Raw genomic sequence first — 13,862 nt, 5'->3', positions numbered from 1 at the left:
TGCTTAACAAGCGCTTGCCCCGATCGCGCAATTTCACGCGTTGCCGACATCGGTTAGGCAACCTGATGCCGTTATCCTGCAGCCTTGAGGATCCTCCGCGAGGCCGCGGGAAGCGCCATGTTCTTTTTGCTACGCGTCGCATTCTGGTTGACCATCGTCCTGCTGCTCCTGCCCAGCATTCCGGGCGGGCCCCTGCATGACGCCGCCGCCCCGAAGGACCCGCCGGTGGGCGCCATGGAGGCGCTGTCGGCCGCCACCTCGGCCATGGCGGATGCGAGCGGCTTCTGCGCCCGCCAGCCGCAGGCCTGCGTCATCGGCGCCGGGGTGATCCAGATGATCAGCGAGCGGGCGGAAGCCGGAGCGCGCTTCGCCATCTCCTATATTGCCGAGCAGATCGGCGAGGAGAAGCGCCGCGCCGCCGCCCGCGCCACCGGGACGCCCACCGGCGACACGCTGACCACGCGCGACCTCAGCCCGGAATGGCAGGGCCCCACCGTGCCGGGCGCGGCGCCGAACGAGACCTCGGCCTCCGCGCCGGCCGGCGGCCCCGGCCCCGCCTCCCCCGCGCCCGCCGTGCCGCTGCCGCCCAAACGGCCGGCCTGAACGCGGCCGGCCTGAACTGGCGGCTGGCGTGCGCCATTGCACTCGGTGCCCCACCGCCCCTATATGCGCCAAGGCGAGGCGCACATGACGACATCGAGCATTGACGGCATCATCGAGGACTTCGAGCTTCTCGATAATTGGGACGACCGCTACCGCTATCTCATCGAGCTCGGGCGCACGCTGGCGCCCTTTCCCGAGGCGGAGCGCAGCGATGCCACCAAGGTGCAGGGCTGCGCCAGCCAGGTGTGGCTGGTGAGCCGCGCGACGCCGGCTGCCGCCGGCACCCGCCTCGACTTTCTCGGCGATTCCGATGCGCATATCGTGCGCGGGCTCATCGCCATCCTGATGGCGCTCTATTCCGGCCGCACGGCGCCGGAAATCCTCGCCGCCGATCCGGCGGCCGTCTTCGCCCGCATCGGCCTCAAGGATCACCTGACCCCGCAGCGCTCCAACGGCCTGCGCTCGATGGTCGAGCGCATCCGGGCCGACGCGCGCAACGCGCCCACCGCCCCGGCCCACTGACCCGCGCGGCCGTCACAGCGCCGGGCGGCCCTGCGCGCTCCAGGCCCGGATAGGCCCGGCACGCTCGGGACCGCGCGCGGCGACGGCGAGGCCATAATGGCGCGCAAGCCTGTCGAGCCCCAGGCCAAGCACCACCTTGGCGGTGCGCGCCGGCCAGCCGCGATCCTGCTCCACCTGCTCCAGCCCTTTGAGGAAGCAGCACACATCGGTGAGCAGGCCGGCAAATTCCGGGCCGGCGGCCTCCAGCGCCGCGCTCACCCTCTGCCGCGCCGCCATCGCCGCCTCCGAGGGCGTGAGCCCGGCGGACGGCCCGCGCCTTCCGCTGCGCCCGACAGCCTCCCAATCCGCCGTCAGGCGCGGCATCATCTGCGCGCGGGTGAAATCGGCACGCAGCCGCTCCCCCGCCACCAGCTGGGCGGCACCGACCAGCGCGCTGCCGTCGCGTCCGCGCCGGCGGGCGAGCCAGCCGAGCGGGCTTTCCTCCAGATCGACCAGTACCTGCGTGGCGACACCGTCGACCGCCACCTCCACCCGCTCCAGCCGACGCTCAGCCATGGCGGAGATCCTCCTTGCGGACAGCCTCGCGGGTGATGATGTCCTCGAGGTGGGCGATCCGCTGGTCCCAGACCGCCTGCTCGCGCCGCTCCTCCACCCGCTGGCAGGCATGGGCGACGGTCGAGGGGTGGCGCGCAAACCCCATGGCCACCCGGCGGAGCGACAGCCCGAGCGCGACATGGGCGAGATACATGGCGAGGGCCCGCACGGCGGCAATGGAGCGCCCGCCGGCGCGGCCGAGGACGGCATCCGCCGGCTGGTCGGTGTCGGCGGCGGCAAGATCCGCCGCCAGCCGGCAAAGCGCGCGGCACCGCGCGCGCGCGGCGTCTCCCGTTGCCGGATGCGGCGGCAGGATGGCCCGCACGGTGGGAGCGGAGGAAGAGATCGCGATGTTGCCCATGAAGTCGAACTCCGTACCTAGGAATTTCAACCTACAACCTAGGAAGGTATAACTCAACAACAAATGCTTTAAGTTGCATGTTTGCCGGGACATCCGGATCCGGCGCACCCGTCGGCACAACCCACGGTATAGGAAAATTATCCGACACCTGTCGCCGCGCACCCATACTGGCGGGCGTGAACGGCGAGGCGGAACCATGACATTGACGGGCGGCAGGCGAGCGATCCGATCCATGCGGAGCGAGGAGCCGGAGGTTGCCATCGCGGCGCGGGCGGCGGCGCTGCGCCCCTTCATCGGCACCACGGCGGAGGAGCGGCGCACCGCCCTGCTCCGGCTGCTGCGGCAGGAGCGCCGGGCCTCGCGCAGCGGGCATGGCTACGATGCCTCCCGCCACGCGGCGCTGCGCCGGCTCATGGCGGAAACGCAGGCTGCACCGGACCGGCTTCGCGGCCCGGGCGCGACGGCACATAACGAAAAGGCCGCCCGGGCGACCGGACGGCCTCGTCAACTTCGTTAGGGCGCAGGCGAGCGCAGCCGATTCGCGATCCCGGAGGGATGCCGTATCGGCATCTGGCTCATTTCCGACGAACGCGGGTTCACCGAGATCCGTCCGGCCAGCGGGCGGCGGCGATCCCTTCGACGAGGCGGGCGCCTTCGCTCAGGTCCGAACGGTGCGGCGACGCTGCTGCCCGAGGCCCATTTCCTTGGCCAGGGCGGAGCGGGCGGCGGCGTAGTTCGGCGCCACCATCGGGTAGTCGGGCGGAAGACCCCACTTCTCGCGATACTGTTCGGGCGTGAGGTTGTACTGCGTGCGCAGATGCCGCTTGAGCGACTTGAACTTCTTGCCGTCCTCCAGGCAAATGATGAAGTCCGGTGCAACCGACTTCTTCACAGGCACGGCAGGCTTGAGCGGCTCCGGCGTCAACTCGACCTCGCCGGTCGTCACGCGCTGCAGTGCAATGTGCACTTCCGTCAAGAGAGCAGGCAGGTCACTGGCCGGGACCACATTATTGCTTACGTAAGCGGAGACGATATCGGCGGCCAGCTCGATATAGGTTGCGGCGTCCGTGGTGTCGCTCATGGCTCATTCTTCAAAGGATGTTGGTATACCGGAACGCCGATTTATGGCATCCACATGTACGCGTCTATTTTCACGACAATACGCTTAGTGCCAGCGCATACAATTTGTCGTTTGGATATGCATGGATAGATAGACTTCCGCGTGAGAACCCGCAAGGTATTTCACGCGCCGTTCGCATATTTTGTTCGTGACATCACCTGTTGCTGAACGCACAGCCGGACCGGCGCCAAGCTCAACTGGATCCCGGCTATGCTTTTCACTCGGGGCAGCACGGCTTCGTGAAGCCGCCCCCGACTTGCCGTGCGGGGCAAGGCTTATTATCTCTATGAAAAATCGCCGGGGAATCCCATGAACGAGACCTTTCGCCGACCCAAAGTCGTGAAGACGGATGCCGAGTGGCGCGCCCTTCTGACGCCGGAGCAATACCGCGTCACCCGCGGCCACGGTACGGAATGCGCCTTCAGCGGCCCCTATCTGTCGCAAAAGGAAACGGGCACCTATAGTTGCGTGTGCTGCGGCGAGCCGCTGTTCCGCTCCGACACCAAGTTCGAATCAGGCACCGGCTGGCCCAGTTTCTTCCGCCCGATCGACGCTGACGCCGTCACGGAGGTGCATGACCATTCCTATGGCATGCACCGCATAGAGGTGCGCTGCGCCACGTGCGACGCTCATCTCGGCCATGTCTTCCCGGATGGTCCTCGCCCCACCGGGATGCGCTACTGCATGAACGGCGTCGCCCTCTCCTTCAAGGCAGACGCCACGCAGGACGTTGCCTCGTGAGCAACGGCCAGCCGATGCAAGCCCCGCTGGTCCGCAGTTTCCACGGCGAGACCCTTGTCGACCCCCATGCCTGGCTGCGCGCCGAGAACTGGCGCGAGGTCATGCGGGACCCGGCCGTGCTGGACGGGGGGATTCGCGCCTGGCTGGAGGCGGAAAATGAAGCCGCCGAGCGGTGGTTCGCGCCCCATGCCGGGCTGCGTCGCGCGCTGGTCGCCGAAATGCGCGCCCGCATCAAGGAAGATGATTCCTCGGTGCCGGCGGCGGATGGGCCCTTCGCCTATTTCACCCGTTTCCGCGAGGGCGGGCAGCACCCGCTGATCTGCCGCCGCCCGGCCGGCGCCGTCGCCGGCGAGACGATCCTGCTGGATGGCGACGCCCTCGCCGAGGGCAAGGCCTATTTCCAGTTCGGCGACGCCCGCCAGTCGCCGGACCACGGGCTCTATGCCTGGACCGCCGACGAGGCCGGCTCGGAATATTACACGCTGCGCGTGCGCGACGTGGCGGCCGGCACCGACCTTGCCGATGTGGTGGACGAGACCACCGGCGACGTGCTGTGGAGCGCCGACGGTGCCTATCTCTATTACATCCGCCGCGACGCCGAGCACCGGCCAAGCTTCGTCTATCGCCACCGGCTCGGGGCCGATCCGGCCGAGGACACGCTGATCTACGAGGAGCCGGACAAGGGCTTCTTCGTCTCGCTCGGACGCACGCAATCGGGCCGCTTCGGCCTCATTTCCTGCGGCGATCACGACACCAGCGAGATCTGGCTACTCGACCTCGCGGCCCCGCTCGACGCGCCGCGGCAGGTGGAGCCGCGCGAGCCGGGCCTTCGCTATGGGGTGGAGCACCACCCCTCCCTGGGCGGTGTCGACAGCCTGATCATCGAGACCAATGCCGACGGGGCCGAGGACTTCAAGATCGTCACCGCCCCGCTCGCCAGCCCCTCGCGCGCCCACTGGCGCGACCTCGTGCCGCATGTGCCGGGGCGGCTGCTGCTCTCGGTGAGCGTGCTGCGCGGCCATCTCGTGCGACTGGAGCGCGAGGACGGGCTGCCGCGCATCGTCGTGCGCGCGCTGGGCGATGGCGCGGAACATGCGGTCGCCTTTGCCGAGCAAGCCTATTCGCTCGGCTTCGATCCCGGCTACGGCTTCGACAAGACCGAGATCCGCTTCACCTATTCGTCCATGACCACGCCCTCCGAAGTGTGGGACTATGACGTGGCGAGCCGCGCGCGGGTGCTGCGCAAGCGGCAGGAAGTGCCCTCCGGCCACGACCCCGATCGCTACGTCACCCGCCGCCTGATGGCGCCGGCCAAAGATGGCGAACTCATCCCGGTATCGCTGCTGTTTTCCAAGGACACCCCGCTCGACGGCTCGGCCCCGTGCCTCCTGTATGGTTACGGCGCCTATGGCATCTCGATTCCCGCGAGTTTCTCGACCTCGCGCCTCTCGCTGGTCGATCGCGGCTTCGTCTATGCCATCGCCCATATTCGCGGCGGCACGGAAAAGGGCTGGCGCTGGTACCGTGAAGGCAAGCTGTCGAAGAAGCCCAACACGTTCAGTGATTTCATCGCGGCGGCCGATCACCTCGTCGCGCAGGGCATCATCGCGCCGGACCGCATCGTCGCCCATGGCGGATCGGCCGGCGGCATGCTGATGGGCGCGGTGGCCAATATGCGGCCGGAGCTTTTTGCCGGCATCGTCGCAGAGGTGCCGTTCGTCGACGTGCTCAACACCATGCTCGACGACACGCTGCCGCTCACCCCGCCGGAATGGCCCGAATGGGGCAACCCGATCGCCGACCGCGCGGCCTTCGACACGATCCGCGCCTATTCGCCCTATGACAATGTCACGGCGCAAAACTACCCCGCGATCTTCGCGCTGGCCGGCCTGACCGACCCGCGTGTGACCTATTGGGAGCCGGCCAAGTGGGTGGCGAAGCTGCGCGCAACCCGCACGAACCGCGCGCCGCTGCTGCTGCGCACCAATATGGAAGCCGGCCATGGCGGCGCCGCCGGGCGCTTCGACCGGCTGGAAGAGACGGCGCAGGTCTATGCCTTCGCGCTGGAAATCGCCGAACAGCCTGAACCGGCAGGCCTGCACCCGCTGGCCTGAGCCAGAAGACCCGCGTTCGCGGCATAAAAAAGGGGCGCCGCACGGCGCCCCTTTTCGCATCCAGCATCCGAGGCTTCAGGCGTCGCTGCGGGCGGCGGCGCCGGAGACGTGATCGCGCAACTGCTGCAGCGAGGCGAAGCGCACGGTTCCATCCGGCAGATCCGCCTCGATCGAGCCGTCGGAATAAAGCTTGTAGTTCATGCCAGCGATGGTGCCGGCCTTGAGCACCTTCACGTCCGGCGCCACCGGCTCGTCGTCGGCCAGCAGATCGACGTCGCTGAGGAAGGACGGCGCGGCGACCGGCTGGGCGGCGAATTCAGGCCGGGGGCCGGGCTCGCGTGCCGGCGCCAGCGGGGCAGGCTCCAGAACCGGCGGCTCGGGCTGGCGCGGTTCATCGAAGAACAGCGGGGCCAGCGCCGGCGCGGGGGCCGGCGGTTCCGGGATGCGCGGCGGCTCAACCGGGCGGGGCTCCATCGGCCGGGGCTCGGCCGCCGGGATGTCGACCGGGCGGGCCTCGACCGACCTGGTCTCGGTGAGCCAGGAATCCGTCAGGCGCGGATCCGGCGCCTTCGCCTCCGGCATGCGTTGGTCAGGAATACGGGGCTCAGGAATACGGGGCTCACCGATGCGAGGCTCGGACCGTCCGTCGTCGAAGCCCATCGGCGCGGGGGTCGTGCGCTCGGCGGCCACGCCATGCAGGGTGCGCAGGAAGCCGGGCAATTCGCGCGGCGCCTCGGTGGCGGGGCGAGGCGCCGGCTCGGCGACAGGCCGCTGCGCGGGCTCGGGCAGGAATTCCGGCTCCGGCGCGAATTCCGCCTCGGCGATGAAATCGGGCTCCCGCGCGGGCTCCTCGGCCCGTTCCGACTCCGGCACGATATCGCTTTCCAGCTCGCGCTTGCGACGGAACCAGGAGGGGAGGATGCTGCGCGGCTGGGCCGTCTTGCGTTCCACCAGCTCGGGAGCCAACGGCGCAGGCTCCTCGTAGTCGGGTTCCTCATAATGCGGCTCGGGCTCGGCCGGCCGTTCGGCTACCGGCGGCGGGGCGGGCTTCGCCACTGGCGCCGGCGGGGCAGCCGGCATCGGGGCGGGCATCGGGGCGGCCGGCCGCGCGGCCACAGGTTCGTGACCGGCGGCGCGGGTCTCATGCGCCGCCACATGCGCCGCAAGCCGCGCCTCGGGCGGGATCGAGCGCGCCTCGGGCTGGATCGAGCGCGCCTCGGGCGCCGGGGCACGGGCGCTGGAACGCGGCGGCGGTGCCAGTTCCGGCGCGGGCGCAGGCGCAGACGGCGCGAAGACCGGATCGAGGTCCGTCGCCATCAAGTCCAGTTCCTCGTCCATCACGGGGCGCATCTCGTCCTCAGGCTCGAAATGGACGACGCCATCGAGCCTATGGGCGATCTCCACCAGGGCCCGATGCACGTAGCCGAGGGCGACGAGCAGCAGGCCGCCGACAAAGCCGAAGCTTCCCGCCGTCAGGATCGCCGCGCCCGACGTCGTCTTCGATGCGTCGAACCCGAGCGCCCCGAGCAGAAAACCGATAACGGCAATTGCTGCGCCGATGCCGATGAAAATTGCACTCATCATTCACTCCGCCCCTCGACCGATTCGTCTTCGGCCCCCGTGCTGACGAACTTTATGTACGAACAGCGTTTATCAAAGATTTCCAGGCGATTGCACCCTCTGGCGTCGACTTGCGACGATAACGACGCATCCTCGGCATCGGCGCGTGCCAACGCCAAGATTTTCGGCGTGCGCGATGCTTTCGGTTGTCGAGTGTCACGGACGGCCCTATCTAGACATGGCCGATCCTCCTCGGTGCCAGCGCACCCGTGGAAGGCGCCGTCGCGGCGCGGCCGGTTTCATTTTGCGGAGACAGATTCCATGTCCTTCACGCTTCCCGAGCTTCCCTATTCCTACGACGCACTCGCTCCCTACATGTCGCGCGAGACACTCGAATACCACCACGACAAGCACCACCTTGCCTACGTCACCAATGGCAACAATCTGCTGAAGGGCACGGAATTCGAGGGCAAGTCGCTCGAGGAGATCGTCAAGGGCTCCTATGGCAAGATCCCCGGCCTCTTCAACAATGCCGGCCAGCACTATAATCACCTGCACTTCTGGAACTGGCTGAAGCCCAATGGCGGCGGCGCCATTCCCGGCGAGCTTGAAAAGAAGATCGTAGAGGATCTTGGCTCGGTCGAGAAGTTCAAGGAAGACTTCATTCAGGCTGGCGTCACGCAATTCGGTTCCGGCTGGGCCTGGCTGGCGTTGAAGGACGGCAAGCTCATCATTGACAAGACCCCGAACGGCGAAAGCCCGCTGATCAAGGGCGCGACCCCGCTGCTCGGCGTCGACGTGTGGGAACACTCCTACTATATCGACTACCGCAACCGTCGCCCGGACTACCTCAAGGCGTTCGTCGAGAATCTGGTGAACTGGGACTACGTGGCCGAGCTTTATTCCAAGGCGGTCTGACATCCCTGTCGAGAATCGCGGGCCGTCGGCACGATCAGCGTGCCGACGGCCCCTTTCTATGTCGCCCGGGCGGGCGGAAGCGTCAGCCGAGAATGTCGTATTTTCGCGGAACATAGCCCTTCACGCAGAAATCCATCCGGTAATTCAGCGAATATTCCGAGCGCCACTGGTAGAGCCAGTTCTCGCACGCGTCCTCGGTCTTGAAGCAGCCCACGGCGGTGCGCCATTCATAGCGGTAGATCCCGCCAAAGGCGTCGCGCTGGCCGGTGAAATGGCCGTACCATAGATTGGCTGCCGGAATGCTGGCCGCCATCGCCTTGCAGTCGCCGCCCTGAAAAGTGCCGGTGAACTCATAGGCCCCAGCGGGCTCGGCCCCGAGCGGGGCCCCCGCCGCCAGCGCGGTGACGGCGACGATGATGCGCAATGAGCGTTTCATGGCATGCTCCTTCCAGCAGCGGCGCCGCGCGGGATCTCCCGCTCAGAGCCAGCGAATCATCCGCAACAATGCGACCAGCCCCGCGCCAAGCAAACCGGCGATCAGCGTCACCGCCCAGAAGCCGTTCGGGTCCTGCGCGCCGGGAATGCCCTCCACATTCATGCCCATGAGGCCGGTGATGAGCGTCATCGGCGCGAACACCACCGTCACCGCGGCGAGGATCAGCATGGAGTGGTTCATCTGCTCGGCGCGCCGTTCCACCATCTGGTCATAGATGACGGCGGCGCGGTCGCGCACCGAATCCAGCTCCTCGGCAAAGCGCGTCACCCGGTCCGCCGCCTCGCGCAGCCGGTTGCGGTCGCGCGGGGAGAGCCATTCGGCATCCTCCAGCGAGAAATGGTTCAGCGCCTCGCGCTGCGGCGCGATGTAGCGGCGCAGGATGATGGCGACGCGCCGCACCTCCGAGACCTTCACGCTCAGATTGGACAGCGTGGCGCTGAGCACCAGTTCTTCCAGTTCGTCCGCCTGTTCGGCCAGCGCGGTGATGACCGTGTCCATGCGGTCGACAAGGCGCATGGAAAGGTCGGCGACGAACTCGCCCGGCGAGCGCGGCGCCCGGCCCCGCTGGATCGCATCCTCGAAATCGCCCACCGCCGACAGGGTGCGCTTGCGCACCGAGACGATGCGGTTGGGCTCCACCCAGAAGCGGATGGAATGCATCTCGTCCGGCAGCGAATAGGGCATCAGGTTGATGCCGCGCAGGTTCAGGAAGGCGCCATTGTCGAACAGCGCGCAACGCGGGCGCGTCTCGGCCGCGGTCAGCGATTCGATGATGGACGGATCGATCCGGCTCTCGTCGTTCAACCAGTTCTTCCCATAGCGGTGATCGAGCTGCTGCAGGTTGATCCAGTCGAAGCCGCGTCCGGAGGGAGCGCCGCGCCGTATCTCGTCCCAGCCGATGCGGCGGCCCGTGCCGGCGCCGTCGAAGGACCATGCCGAGATCAGGCCCTCACTATCGTAGTCGACCACGCGCCGCCCTCCGTGCCCGCGACATGAATGCGCGGTGAATGAGATAGATGGAATGCGTTCAGTTTGATGAACCTTTCGCAACAAGCGGTTCAGTTCACCGTAAGCCGCCGGGGACTAGCCTTCCCAGCATGAACGGCCGATCCCGGCCGCGGGCGATTAGCAGAGTTCATCGAGGCCATCATGTTCCGCTTTGCCAGGTTCCGCTTTGCCACCACCACCAAGCTGGCCGCGCTCGCGCTGGCCGGCCTCACCCTCGCCTCCACCGTCCCCGCCGCCGCGGGCGGTTGGGATGGCGGCCCCGGCCCCCGCTATGGCTGGGGCGGGCCGGGCCCGCGCCACGGCTGGGGAGGCGGCGGCCCCGGCTGGGGACGTGGCCCCAGCTATTATTACGGCCCGCGCAACAATGGCGGCGCCGTGGCGGCCGGCATCATCGGCGGGCTGGTGGTCGGCGGCATCGCCGCGGCGGCCGCCAACAACTACTACAACCAGCCGCGCTGCTGGACCGAGACCCAGACGGTCTATGACAATTGGGGCCGGCCCTTCTACCGCGACGTGCAGATGTGCCGCTGAGGCTTCCCCATTCCACGTGGCGTGACCATGCCGGGGGGCGGAGCGATCCGCCCCTTTCGCGCGCTGACCCGTTGGGCGTTCACCCGCTCAGTGGCGGCTCCACCTTGACGATGCCGGCGCGGTCGAGCCCCGCCAGCGCCTCGGTGATCGGCGTGCCGAGCACCACGAGGTCGGGTGCCAGCTCGGCGAGCGGGATGAGCGCGAAAGCCCGCTGCATCATGCGCGGATGGGGAATCTCCAGGTCCGGCTCGGCGATCACCTCCTCGCCATAGAGCAGGATGTCGATATCGATGGTGCGCGGCCCGAAGCGCACCTCGCGGGTGCGGTCGCGCCCGAAGGCGTGCTCCACCCCAAGCAGCATGCTGAGCAGTTCCCGCGCGGAAAGCTCGGTCTCCACCGCCACCACCATGTTGAGATAGGGCCCCTGCGGCACCGGCCCCCAGGGCGGTGTCTCGTAAAGCGAGGAGCGGGCGATGATCGTCAGCCCGGCGCGGGCGATGAGGCCCACCGCCTTGGCCATGGTGCCGGCGCGGTCGCCCAGATTGGAGCCGAGGCAGAGATAGGCGACGCGCTTCTCGACCTTGCGCGGCCGCCGGACGAAGAAGTCGGGCGCGGTGCTACGCGGCATGGAGGATCGCCTCCGTCACCCGCGCCGCCTGCACATGGGCGGCCACGTCATGCACGCGGACCATCGCGCAGCCGGCCATGATGCCGATGACGTTGGAGGCGATGGTGCCCGGCAGCCGCTCGGCCGGCGTGGTCTCGATCACCTTGCCGATCAGCGATTTGCGCGAGGTGCCCAGCAGCACGGGAAAGCCGAGCGCGACGAACCGGCCGAGCGCGGCGAGCGCCTGGAGGTTCTGCTCGAAGGTCTTGCCGAAGCCGATGCCGGGATCGAGGCTGATGCGCGCGGGGGCAATGCCGGCCCGCGCCGCCCGTTCCAGCGACTGCTCGAAGAAGGCGAGGATGTCGGCGACGATGTCGACGCTCGCATCGACCGTGCCGCGGTTGTGCATGGCGACGACGCCGGCATCATGGGTCGCGACCACGCGGGCCATGTCGGGATCGCCCATCAGGCCCCAGATGTCGTTCACGATCGCGGCACCTTTCTCGAGGGCCGCTTCGGCGACCACGGCCTTTTGCGTGTCGATGGAAAGCGGCACCGGCAGTCCGGCCAGCGCCTCCACCACGGGTAGCACGCGGCGCAGCTCGTCCTCCACCGGCACCGGAGTGTGGCCGGGCCGGGTCGATTCCCCGCCGATATCGATGATGTCGGCCCCCTCCGCCACCAGCCGGCGGGCATTGGCCAGCGCGTCATCGAGCGCGGCGCTGCGCCCGCCATCGGAGAAGGAATCCGGCGTGACGTTGAGAATGCCCATCACCAGCGTCCGCCCGGCATAATCGAGCCGGCGGCCGCGCGCGTCGAAGGAGCGTTGGGTGGGCGGGGCGAGAGCGGCCATGGTCTTCCCGGTCGTGCGTTTGTCAGCCTCCCCATCGCGCGCCACGGGGCGGAAGGCAAGCGCCGCGCGCGTGCCGACCGGCAATTGCCGCGAAGGCCCGGCTTGCCGAACCGCCCCCGCCTGCGCTCTAAAGGTGGACCTTGAGTGCGCTCGCGGGAGGCGATCATGTCGGCAGACATCGACGGCAAGATATTCGTCGGCAAAAGCGAGAAGCCGGAATACCTGACCCTGAAGCTCGCCAACCGCCACGGGCTCGCCACCGGCGCCACCGGCACCGGCAAGACGGTGACGCTGCAGACGCTGGCGGAAGGCTTTTCCCGGGCCGGCGTGCCGGTCTTCGCCGCCGACATCAAGGGCGACCTGTCCGGCGTCGCCATGCCCGGCGAGGGCCAGGACTGGATCCTCAAGCGCTGCGCCGAGGTCGGCCTCGATTATGTGCCGGACGAGTTCCCGGTGATCTTCTGGGACCTGTTCGGCGAGCAGGGCCATCCGGTGCGGGCCACCATTTCGGAGATGGGCCCCCTGTTGCTGGCGCGGCTGATGAACCTCAACGAGGTTCAGGAAGGCGTGCTCAACGTCGTTTTCCGTATCGCCGACGAGCAGGGCCTTCTGCTGCTTGATCTCAAGGATCTCCGGGCGATGCTGGCCTTCGTGGCCGAGAATGCCGCCCGGCTCACCACCACCTACGGCAATGTCTCCACCGCCTCCATCGGCGCCATCCAGCGCGCGCTGCTGGTGCTGGAGAACCAGGGCGCGGACAAGTTCTTCGGCGAGCCGGCGCTGGCGATTTCGGATCTGATGCGGATCGACCCGCGCTCGGGCTACGGCACGATCAACATCCTCGCCGCCGACAAGCTGATGGGTTCGCCCCAGCTCTACGCCTCCTTCCTGCTGTGGCTGTTGTCGGAGCTGTTCGAGGAGCTGCCGGAGCTGGGCGATCCCGACAAGCCGAGGATCGTGTTCTTCTTCGACGAGGCGCATCTGCTGTTCGACGACGCGCCCAAGGCGCTGCTGCAGAAGATCGAGCAGGTGGTCCGCCTCATCCGCTCCAAGGGGGTGGGCGTCTATTTCGTCACGCAGAACCCGCTCGACGTGCCCGAGAGCGTGCTCGCCCAGCTCGGCAACCGGGTGCAGCACGCACTGCGGGCCTTCACCCCGCGCGACCAGAAGGCGGTGAAGGCCGCCGCCGACACCTTCCGCCCCAATCCGAGGCTCAACACCGCGCAGGTCATCACCGAACTCGGCAAGGGCGAGGCGCTGGTTTCCATGCTGGAGGGCAACGGCACGCCTTCCATCGTCGAGCGCACGCTCATCGCCCCGCCCGCCGGCCGGGTCGGCCCGATCACGCCCGAGCTGCGCAAGGTCGCCATCGCCAACAGCCCGGTGCGCGGGCGCTATGACGAGACGCTCGACCGCGAGTCGGCCTATGAGATGCTGGCCAAGCGCGCGGCGGGCGATGCACCGGAAGAAGCCCCGCCCGCGCCGGGCCGCGGTGACACGGCCGCTCCCGCCCCCACCCAAGCCGATGCCGCGGGTGGCGGTGGCTGGATCTCCGACGTGCTGGGCGGGCTGTTCGGTGGTGGGCGGACCCGTGGGCGCATGACCATTGGCGAGCAGGTTGCCCGCCAGGTCACGCGCGAAGTGGTCAACCAGGCGACCAAGGCGATTTTGCGCAACGTGCTGGGCGGGCGGGCGCGGGCGACCGGCGCGGTCTCCGCCCCGCGCGCCACCCGGGCGTCGAGCGCTCCGAGCGCTGGACAATCCGACGATTTCGCGCAGATCTTCAACGACTTCACGGGCAACACGCCCACCAACCGCCGCAAGTGAGCCATAT

Annotated in this window: 16 protein-coding genes; 8 read left to right on the top strand and 8 right to left on the bottom strand. The window is 68.2% G+C overall.

Annotated features, from left to right (window positions below):
- Positions 1-117 precede the first annotated feature (117 nt).
- Positions 118-603 (top strand): DUF5330 domain-containing protein, encoded by a 486-nt coding sequence (locus FHS55_RS01835; RefSeq protein WP_183187966.1) that lies wholly within the window; start codon positions 118-120, stop codon positions 601-603.
- Positions 604-687: 84 nt separating this feature from the next.
- Positions 688-1,125, top strand: coding sequence for a SufE family protein (locus tag FHS55_RS01830; RefSeq protein WP_246339752.1), 438 nt, complete (start codon positions 688-690; stop codon positions 1,123-1,125).
- Between the two features lie 12 nt (positions 1,126-1,137).
- Here the strand turns inward: FHS55_RS01830 and FHS55_RS01825 are convergent, their stop codons facing one another.
- A complete protein-coding gene (locus FHS55_RS01825; RefSeq protein ID WP_183187965.1) occupies positions 1,138-1,680 on the bottom strand; it encodes a DUF6456 domain-containing protein in 543 nt (180 codons plus the stop codon).
- Entirely contained in the window at positions 1,673-2,080 is a 408-nt protein-coding gene (locus FHS55_RS01820; protein WP_183187964.1) for a helix-turn-helix domain-containing protein, read from the bottom strand. The genes FHS55_RS01825 and FHS55_RS01820 overlap by 8 nt, the downstream gene beginning before the upstream one ends.
- Before the next feature lie 232 nt (positions 2,081-2,312).
- On the opposite strand from FHS55_RS01820, the gene FHS55_RS01815 reads away from it, so the two are divergent.
- On the top strand, positions 2,313-2,597 hold the full coding sequence (locus FHS55_RS01815; protein ID WP_183187963.1) for a hypothetical protein: 285 nt from the start codon (positions 2,313-2,315) through the stop codon (positions 2,595-2,597).
- Positions 2,598-2,738: 141 nt separating this feature from the next.
- Here FHS55_RS01815 and FHS55_RS01810 read toward each other — a convergent pair whose 3' ends face one another.
- Positions 2,739-3,161: a Ros/MucR family transcriptional regulator gene (locus FHS55_RS01810; protein WP_183187962.1), complete on the bottom strand. Its 423-nt coding sequence runs from the start codon at positions 3,159-3,161 to the stop codon at positions 2,739-2,741.
- 348 nt (positions 3,162-3,509) lie between these two features.
- Here FHS55_RS01810 and msrB point away from each other — a divergent pair, with 348 nt between their 5' ends.
- Entirely contained in the window at positions 3,510-3,941 is a 432-nt protein-coding gene (gene msrB / locus FHS55_RS01805) for a peptide-methionine (R)-S-oxide reductase MsrB (RefSeq protein ID WP_183187961.1), read from the top strand.
- A gap of 14 nt (positions 3,942-3,955) precedes the next feature.
- Entirely contained in the window at positions 3,956-6,055 is a 2,100-nt protein-coding gene (locus FHS55_RS01800; protein WP_183188594.1) for a S9 family peptidase, read from the top strand.
- Between the two features lie 75 nt (positions 6,056-6,130).
- On the opposite strand, the gene FHS55_RS01795 is transcribed toward FHS55_RS01800, so the two are convergent.
- On the bottom strand, positions 6,131-7,639 hold the full coding sequence (locus FHS55_RS01795) for a hypothetical protein (protein WP_183187960.1): 1,509 nt from the start codon (positions 7,637-7,639) through the stop codon (positions 6,131-6,133).
- Positions 7,640-7,936: 297 nt separating this feature from the next.
- On the opposite strand from FHS55_RS01795, the gene FHS55_RS01790 reads away from it, so the two are divergent.
- Entirely contained in the window at positions 7,937-8,533 is a 597-nt protein-coding gene (locus FHS55_RS01790) for a superoxide dismutase (RefSeq protein ID WP_183187959.1), read from the top strand.
- 82 nt (positions 8,534-8,615) lie between these two features.
- Here the strand turns inward: FHS55_RS01790 and FHS55_RS01785 are convergent, their stop codons facing one another.
- Both FHS55_RS01785 and FHS55_RS01780 read right to left on the bottom strand, forming a co-directional pair.
- Positions 8,616-8,969: a hypothetical protein gene (locus FHS55_RS01785; protein ID WP_183187958.1), complete on the bottom strand. Its 354-nt coding sequence runs from the start codon at positions 8,967-8,969 to the stop codon at positions 8,616-8,618.
- A 42-nt stretch (positions 8,970-9,011) separates the two neighbouring features.
- Positions 9,012-9,998, bottom strand: coding sequence for a CorA family divalent cation transporter (locus FHS55_RS01780; RefSeq protein WP_183187957.1), 987 nt, complete (start codon positions 9,996-9,998; stop codon positions 9,012-9,014).
- A 180-nt stretch (positions 9,999-10,178) separates the two neighbouring features.
- On the opposite strand from FHS55_RS01780, the gene FHS55_RS01775 reads away from it, so the two are divergent.
- On the top strand, positions 10,179-10,568 hold the full coding sequence (locus tag FHS55_RS01775; protein ID WP_183187956.1) for a hypothetical protein: 390 nt from the start codon (positions 10,179-10,181) through the stop codon (positions 10,566-10,568).
- Positions 10,569-10,647: 79 nt separating this feature from the next.
- Here FHS55_RS01775 and folK read toward each other — a convergent pair whose 3' ends face one another.
- Both folK and folP read right to left on the bottom strand, forming a co-directional pair.
- The gene (gene folK, locus FHS55_RS01770) at positions 10,648-11,196 is read right to left on the bottom strand and encodes a 2-amino-4-hydroxy-6-hydroxymethyldihydropteridine diphosphokinase (protein ID WP_183187955.1); all 549 of its coding nucleotides are present in this window, start codon (positions 11,194-11,196) and stop codon (positions 10,648-10,650) included.
- Entirely contained in the window at positions 11,186-12,028 is an 843-nt protein-coding gene (gene folP, locus FHS55_RS01765) for a dihydropteroate synthase (protein ID WP_183187954.1), read from the bottom strand. The genes folK and folP overlap by 11 nt, the downstream gene beginning before the upstream one ends.
- Before the next feature lie 165 nt (positions 12,029-12,193).
- Here folP and FHS55_RS01760 point away from each other — a divergent pair, with 165 nt between their 5' ends.
- The gene (locus FHS55_RS01760) at positions 12,194-13,855 is read left to right on the top strand and encodes a helicase HerA-like domain-containing protein (protein ID WP_183187953.1); all 1,662 of its coding nucleotides are present in this window, start codon (positions 12,194-12,196) and stop codon (positions 13,853-13,855) included.
- Positions 13,856-13,862: the final 7 nt, after the last annotated feature.

Source organism: Ancylobacter tetraedralis, from assembly GCF_014195655.1.
Lineage (GTDB): Bacteria > Pseudomonadota > Alphaproteobacteria > Rhizobiales > Xanthobacteraceae > Ancylobacter > Ancylobacter tetraedralis.
The sequence above is the reverse complement of the archived record's forward strand: the minus strand, read 5'-3'. Positions and strand labels throughout refer to the sequence as shown.

What these genes read in the sequence shown, in the direction of transcription:
- FHS55_RS01790 (WP_183187959.1), top strand. Translation starts at nt 7,937, where the DNA reads ATGTCCTTCACGCTTCCCGAGCTTCCCTATTCCTACGACGCACTCGCT.
- FHS55_RS01810 (WP_183187962.1), bottom strand. Translation starts at nt 3,161, where the DNA reads ATGAGCGACACCACGGACGCCGCAACCTATATCGAGCTGGCCGCCGAT.
- msrB (WP_183187961.1), top strand. Translation starts at nt 3,510, where the DNA reads ATGAACGAGACCTTTCGCCGACCCAAAGTCGTGAAGACGGATGCCGAG.
- FHS55_RS01795 (WP_183187960.1), bottom strand. Translation starts at nt 7,639, where the DNA reads ATGATGAGTGCAATTTTCATCGGCATCGGCGCAGCAATTGCCGTTATC.
- FHS55_RS01835 (WP_183187966.1), top strand. Translation starts at nt 118, where the DNA reads ATGTTCTTTTTGCTACGCGTCGCATTCTGGTTGACCATCGTCCTGCTG.
- FHS55_RS01825 (WP_183187965.1), bottom strand. Translation starts at nt 1,680, where the DNA reads ATGGCTGAGCGTCGGCTGGAGCGGGTGGAGGTGGCGGTCGACGGTGTC.
- FHS55_RS01785 (WP_183187958.1), bottom strand. Translation starts at nt 8,969, where the DNA reads ATGAAACGCTCATTGCGCATCATCGTCGCCGTCACCGCGCTGGCGGCG.
- folP (WP_183187954.1), bottom strand. Translation starts at nt 12,028, where the DNA reads ATGGCCGCTCTCGCCCCGCCCACCCAACGCTCCTTCGACGCGCGCGGC.
- FHS55_RS01815 (WP_183187963.1), top strand. Translation starts at nt 2,313, where the DNA reads ATGCGGAGCGAGGAGCCGGAGGTTGCCATCGCGGCGCGGGCGGCGGCG.
- FHS55_RS01830 (WP_246339752.1), top strand. Translation starts at nt 688, where the DNA reads ATGACGACATCGAGCATTGACGGCATCATCGAGGACTTCGAGCTTCTC.
- FHS55_RS01800 (WP_183188594.1), top strand. Translation starts at nt 3,956, where the DNA reads ATGCAAGCCCCGCTGGTCCGCAGTTTCCACGGCGAGACCCTTGTCGAC.
- folK (WP_183187955.1), bottom strand. Translation starts at nt 11,196, where the DNA reads ATGCCGCGTAGCACCGCGCCCGACTTCTTCGTCCGGCGGCCGCGCAAG.
- FHS55_RS01775 (WP_183187956.1), top strand. Translation starts at nt 10,179, where the DNA reads ATGTTCCGCTTTGCCAGGTTCCGCTTTGCCACCACCACCAAGCTGGCC.
- FHS55_RS01820 (WP_183187964.1), bottom strand. Translation starts at nt 2,080, where the DNA reads ATGGGCAACATCGCGATCTCTTCCTCCGCTCCCACCGTGCGGGCCATC.
- FHS55_RS01760 (WP_183187953.1), top strand. Translation starts at nt 12,194, where the DNA reads ATGTCGGCAGACATCGACGGCAAGATATTCGTCGGCAAAAGCGAGAAG.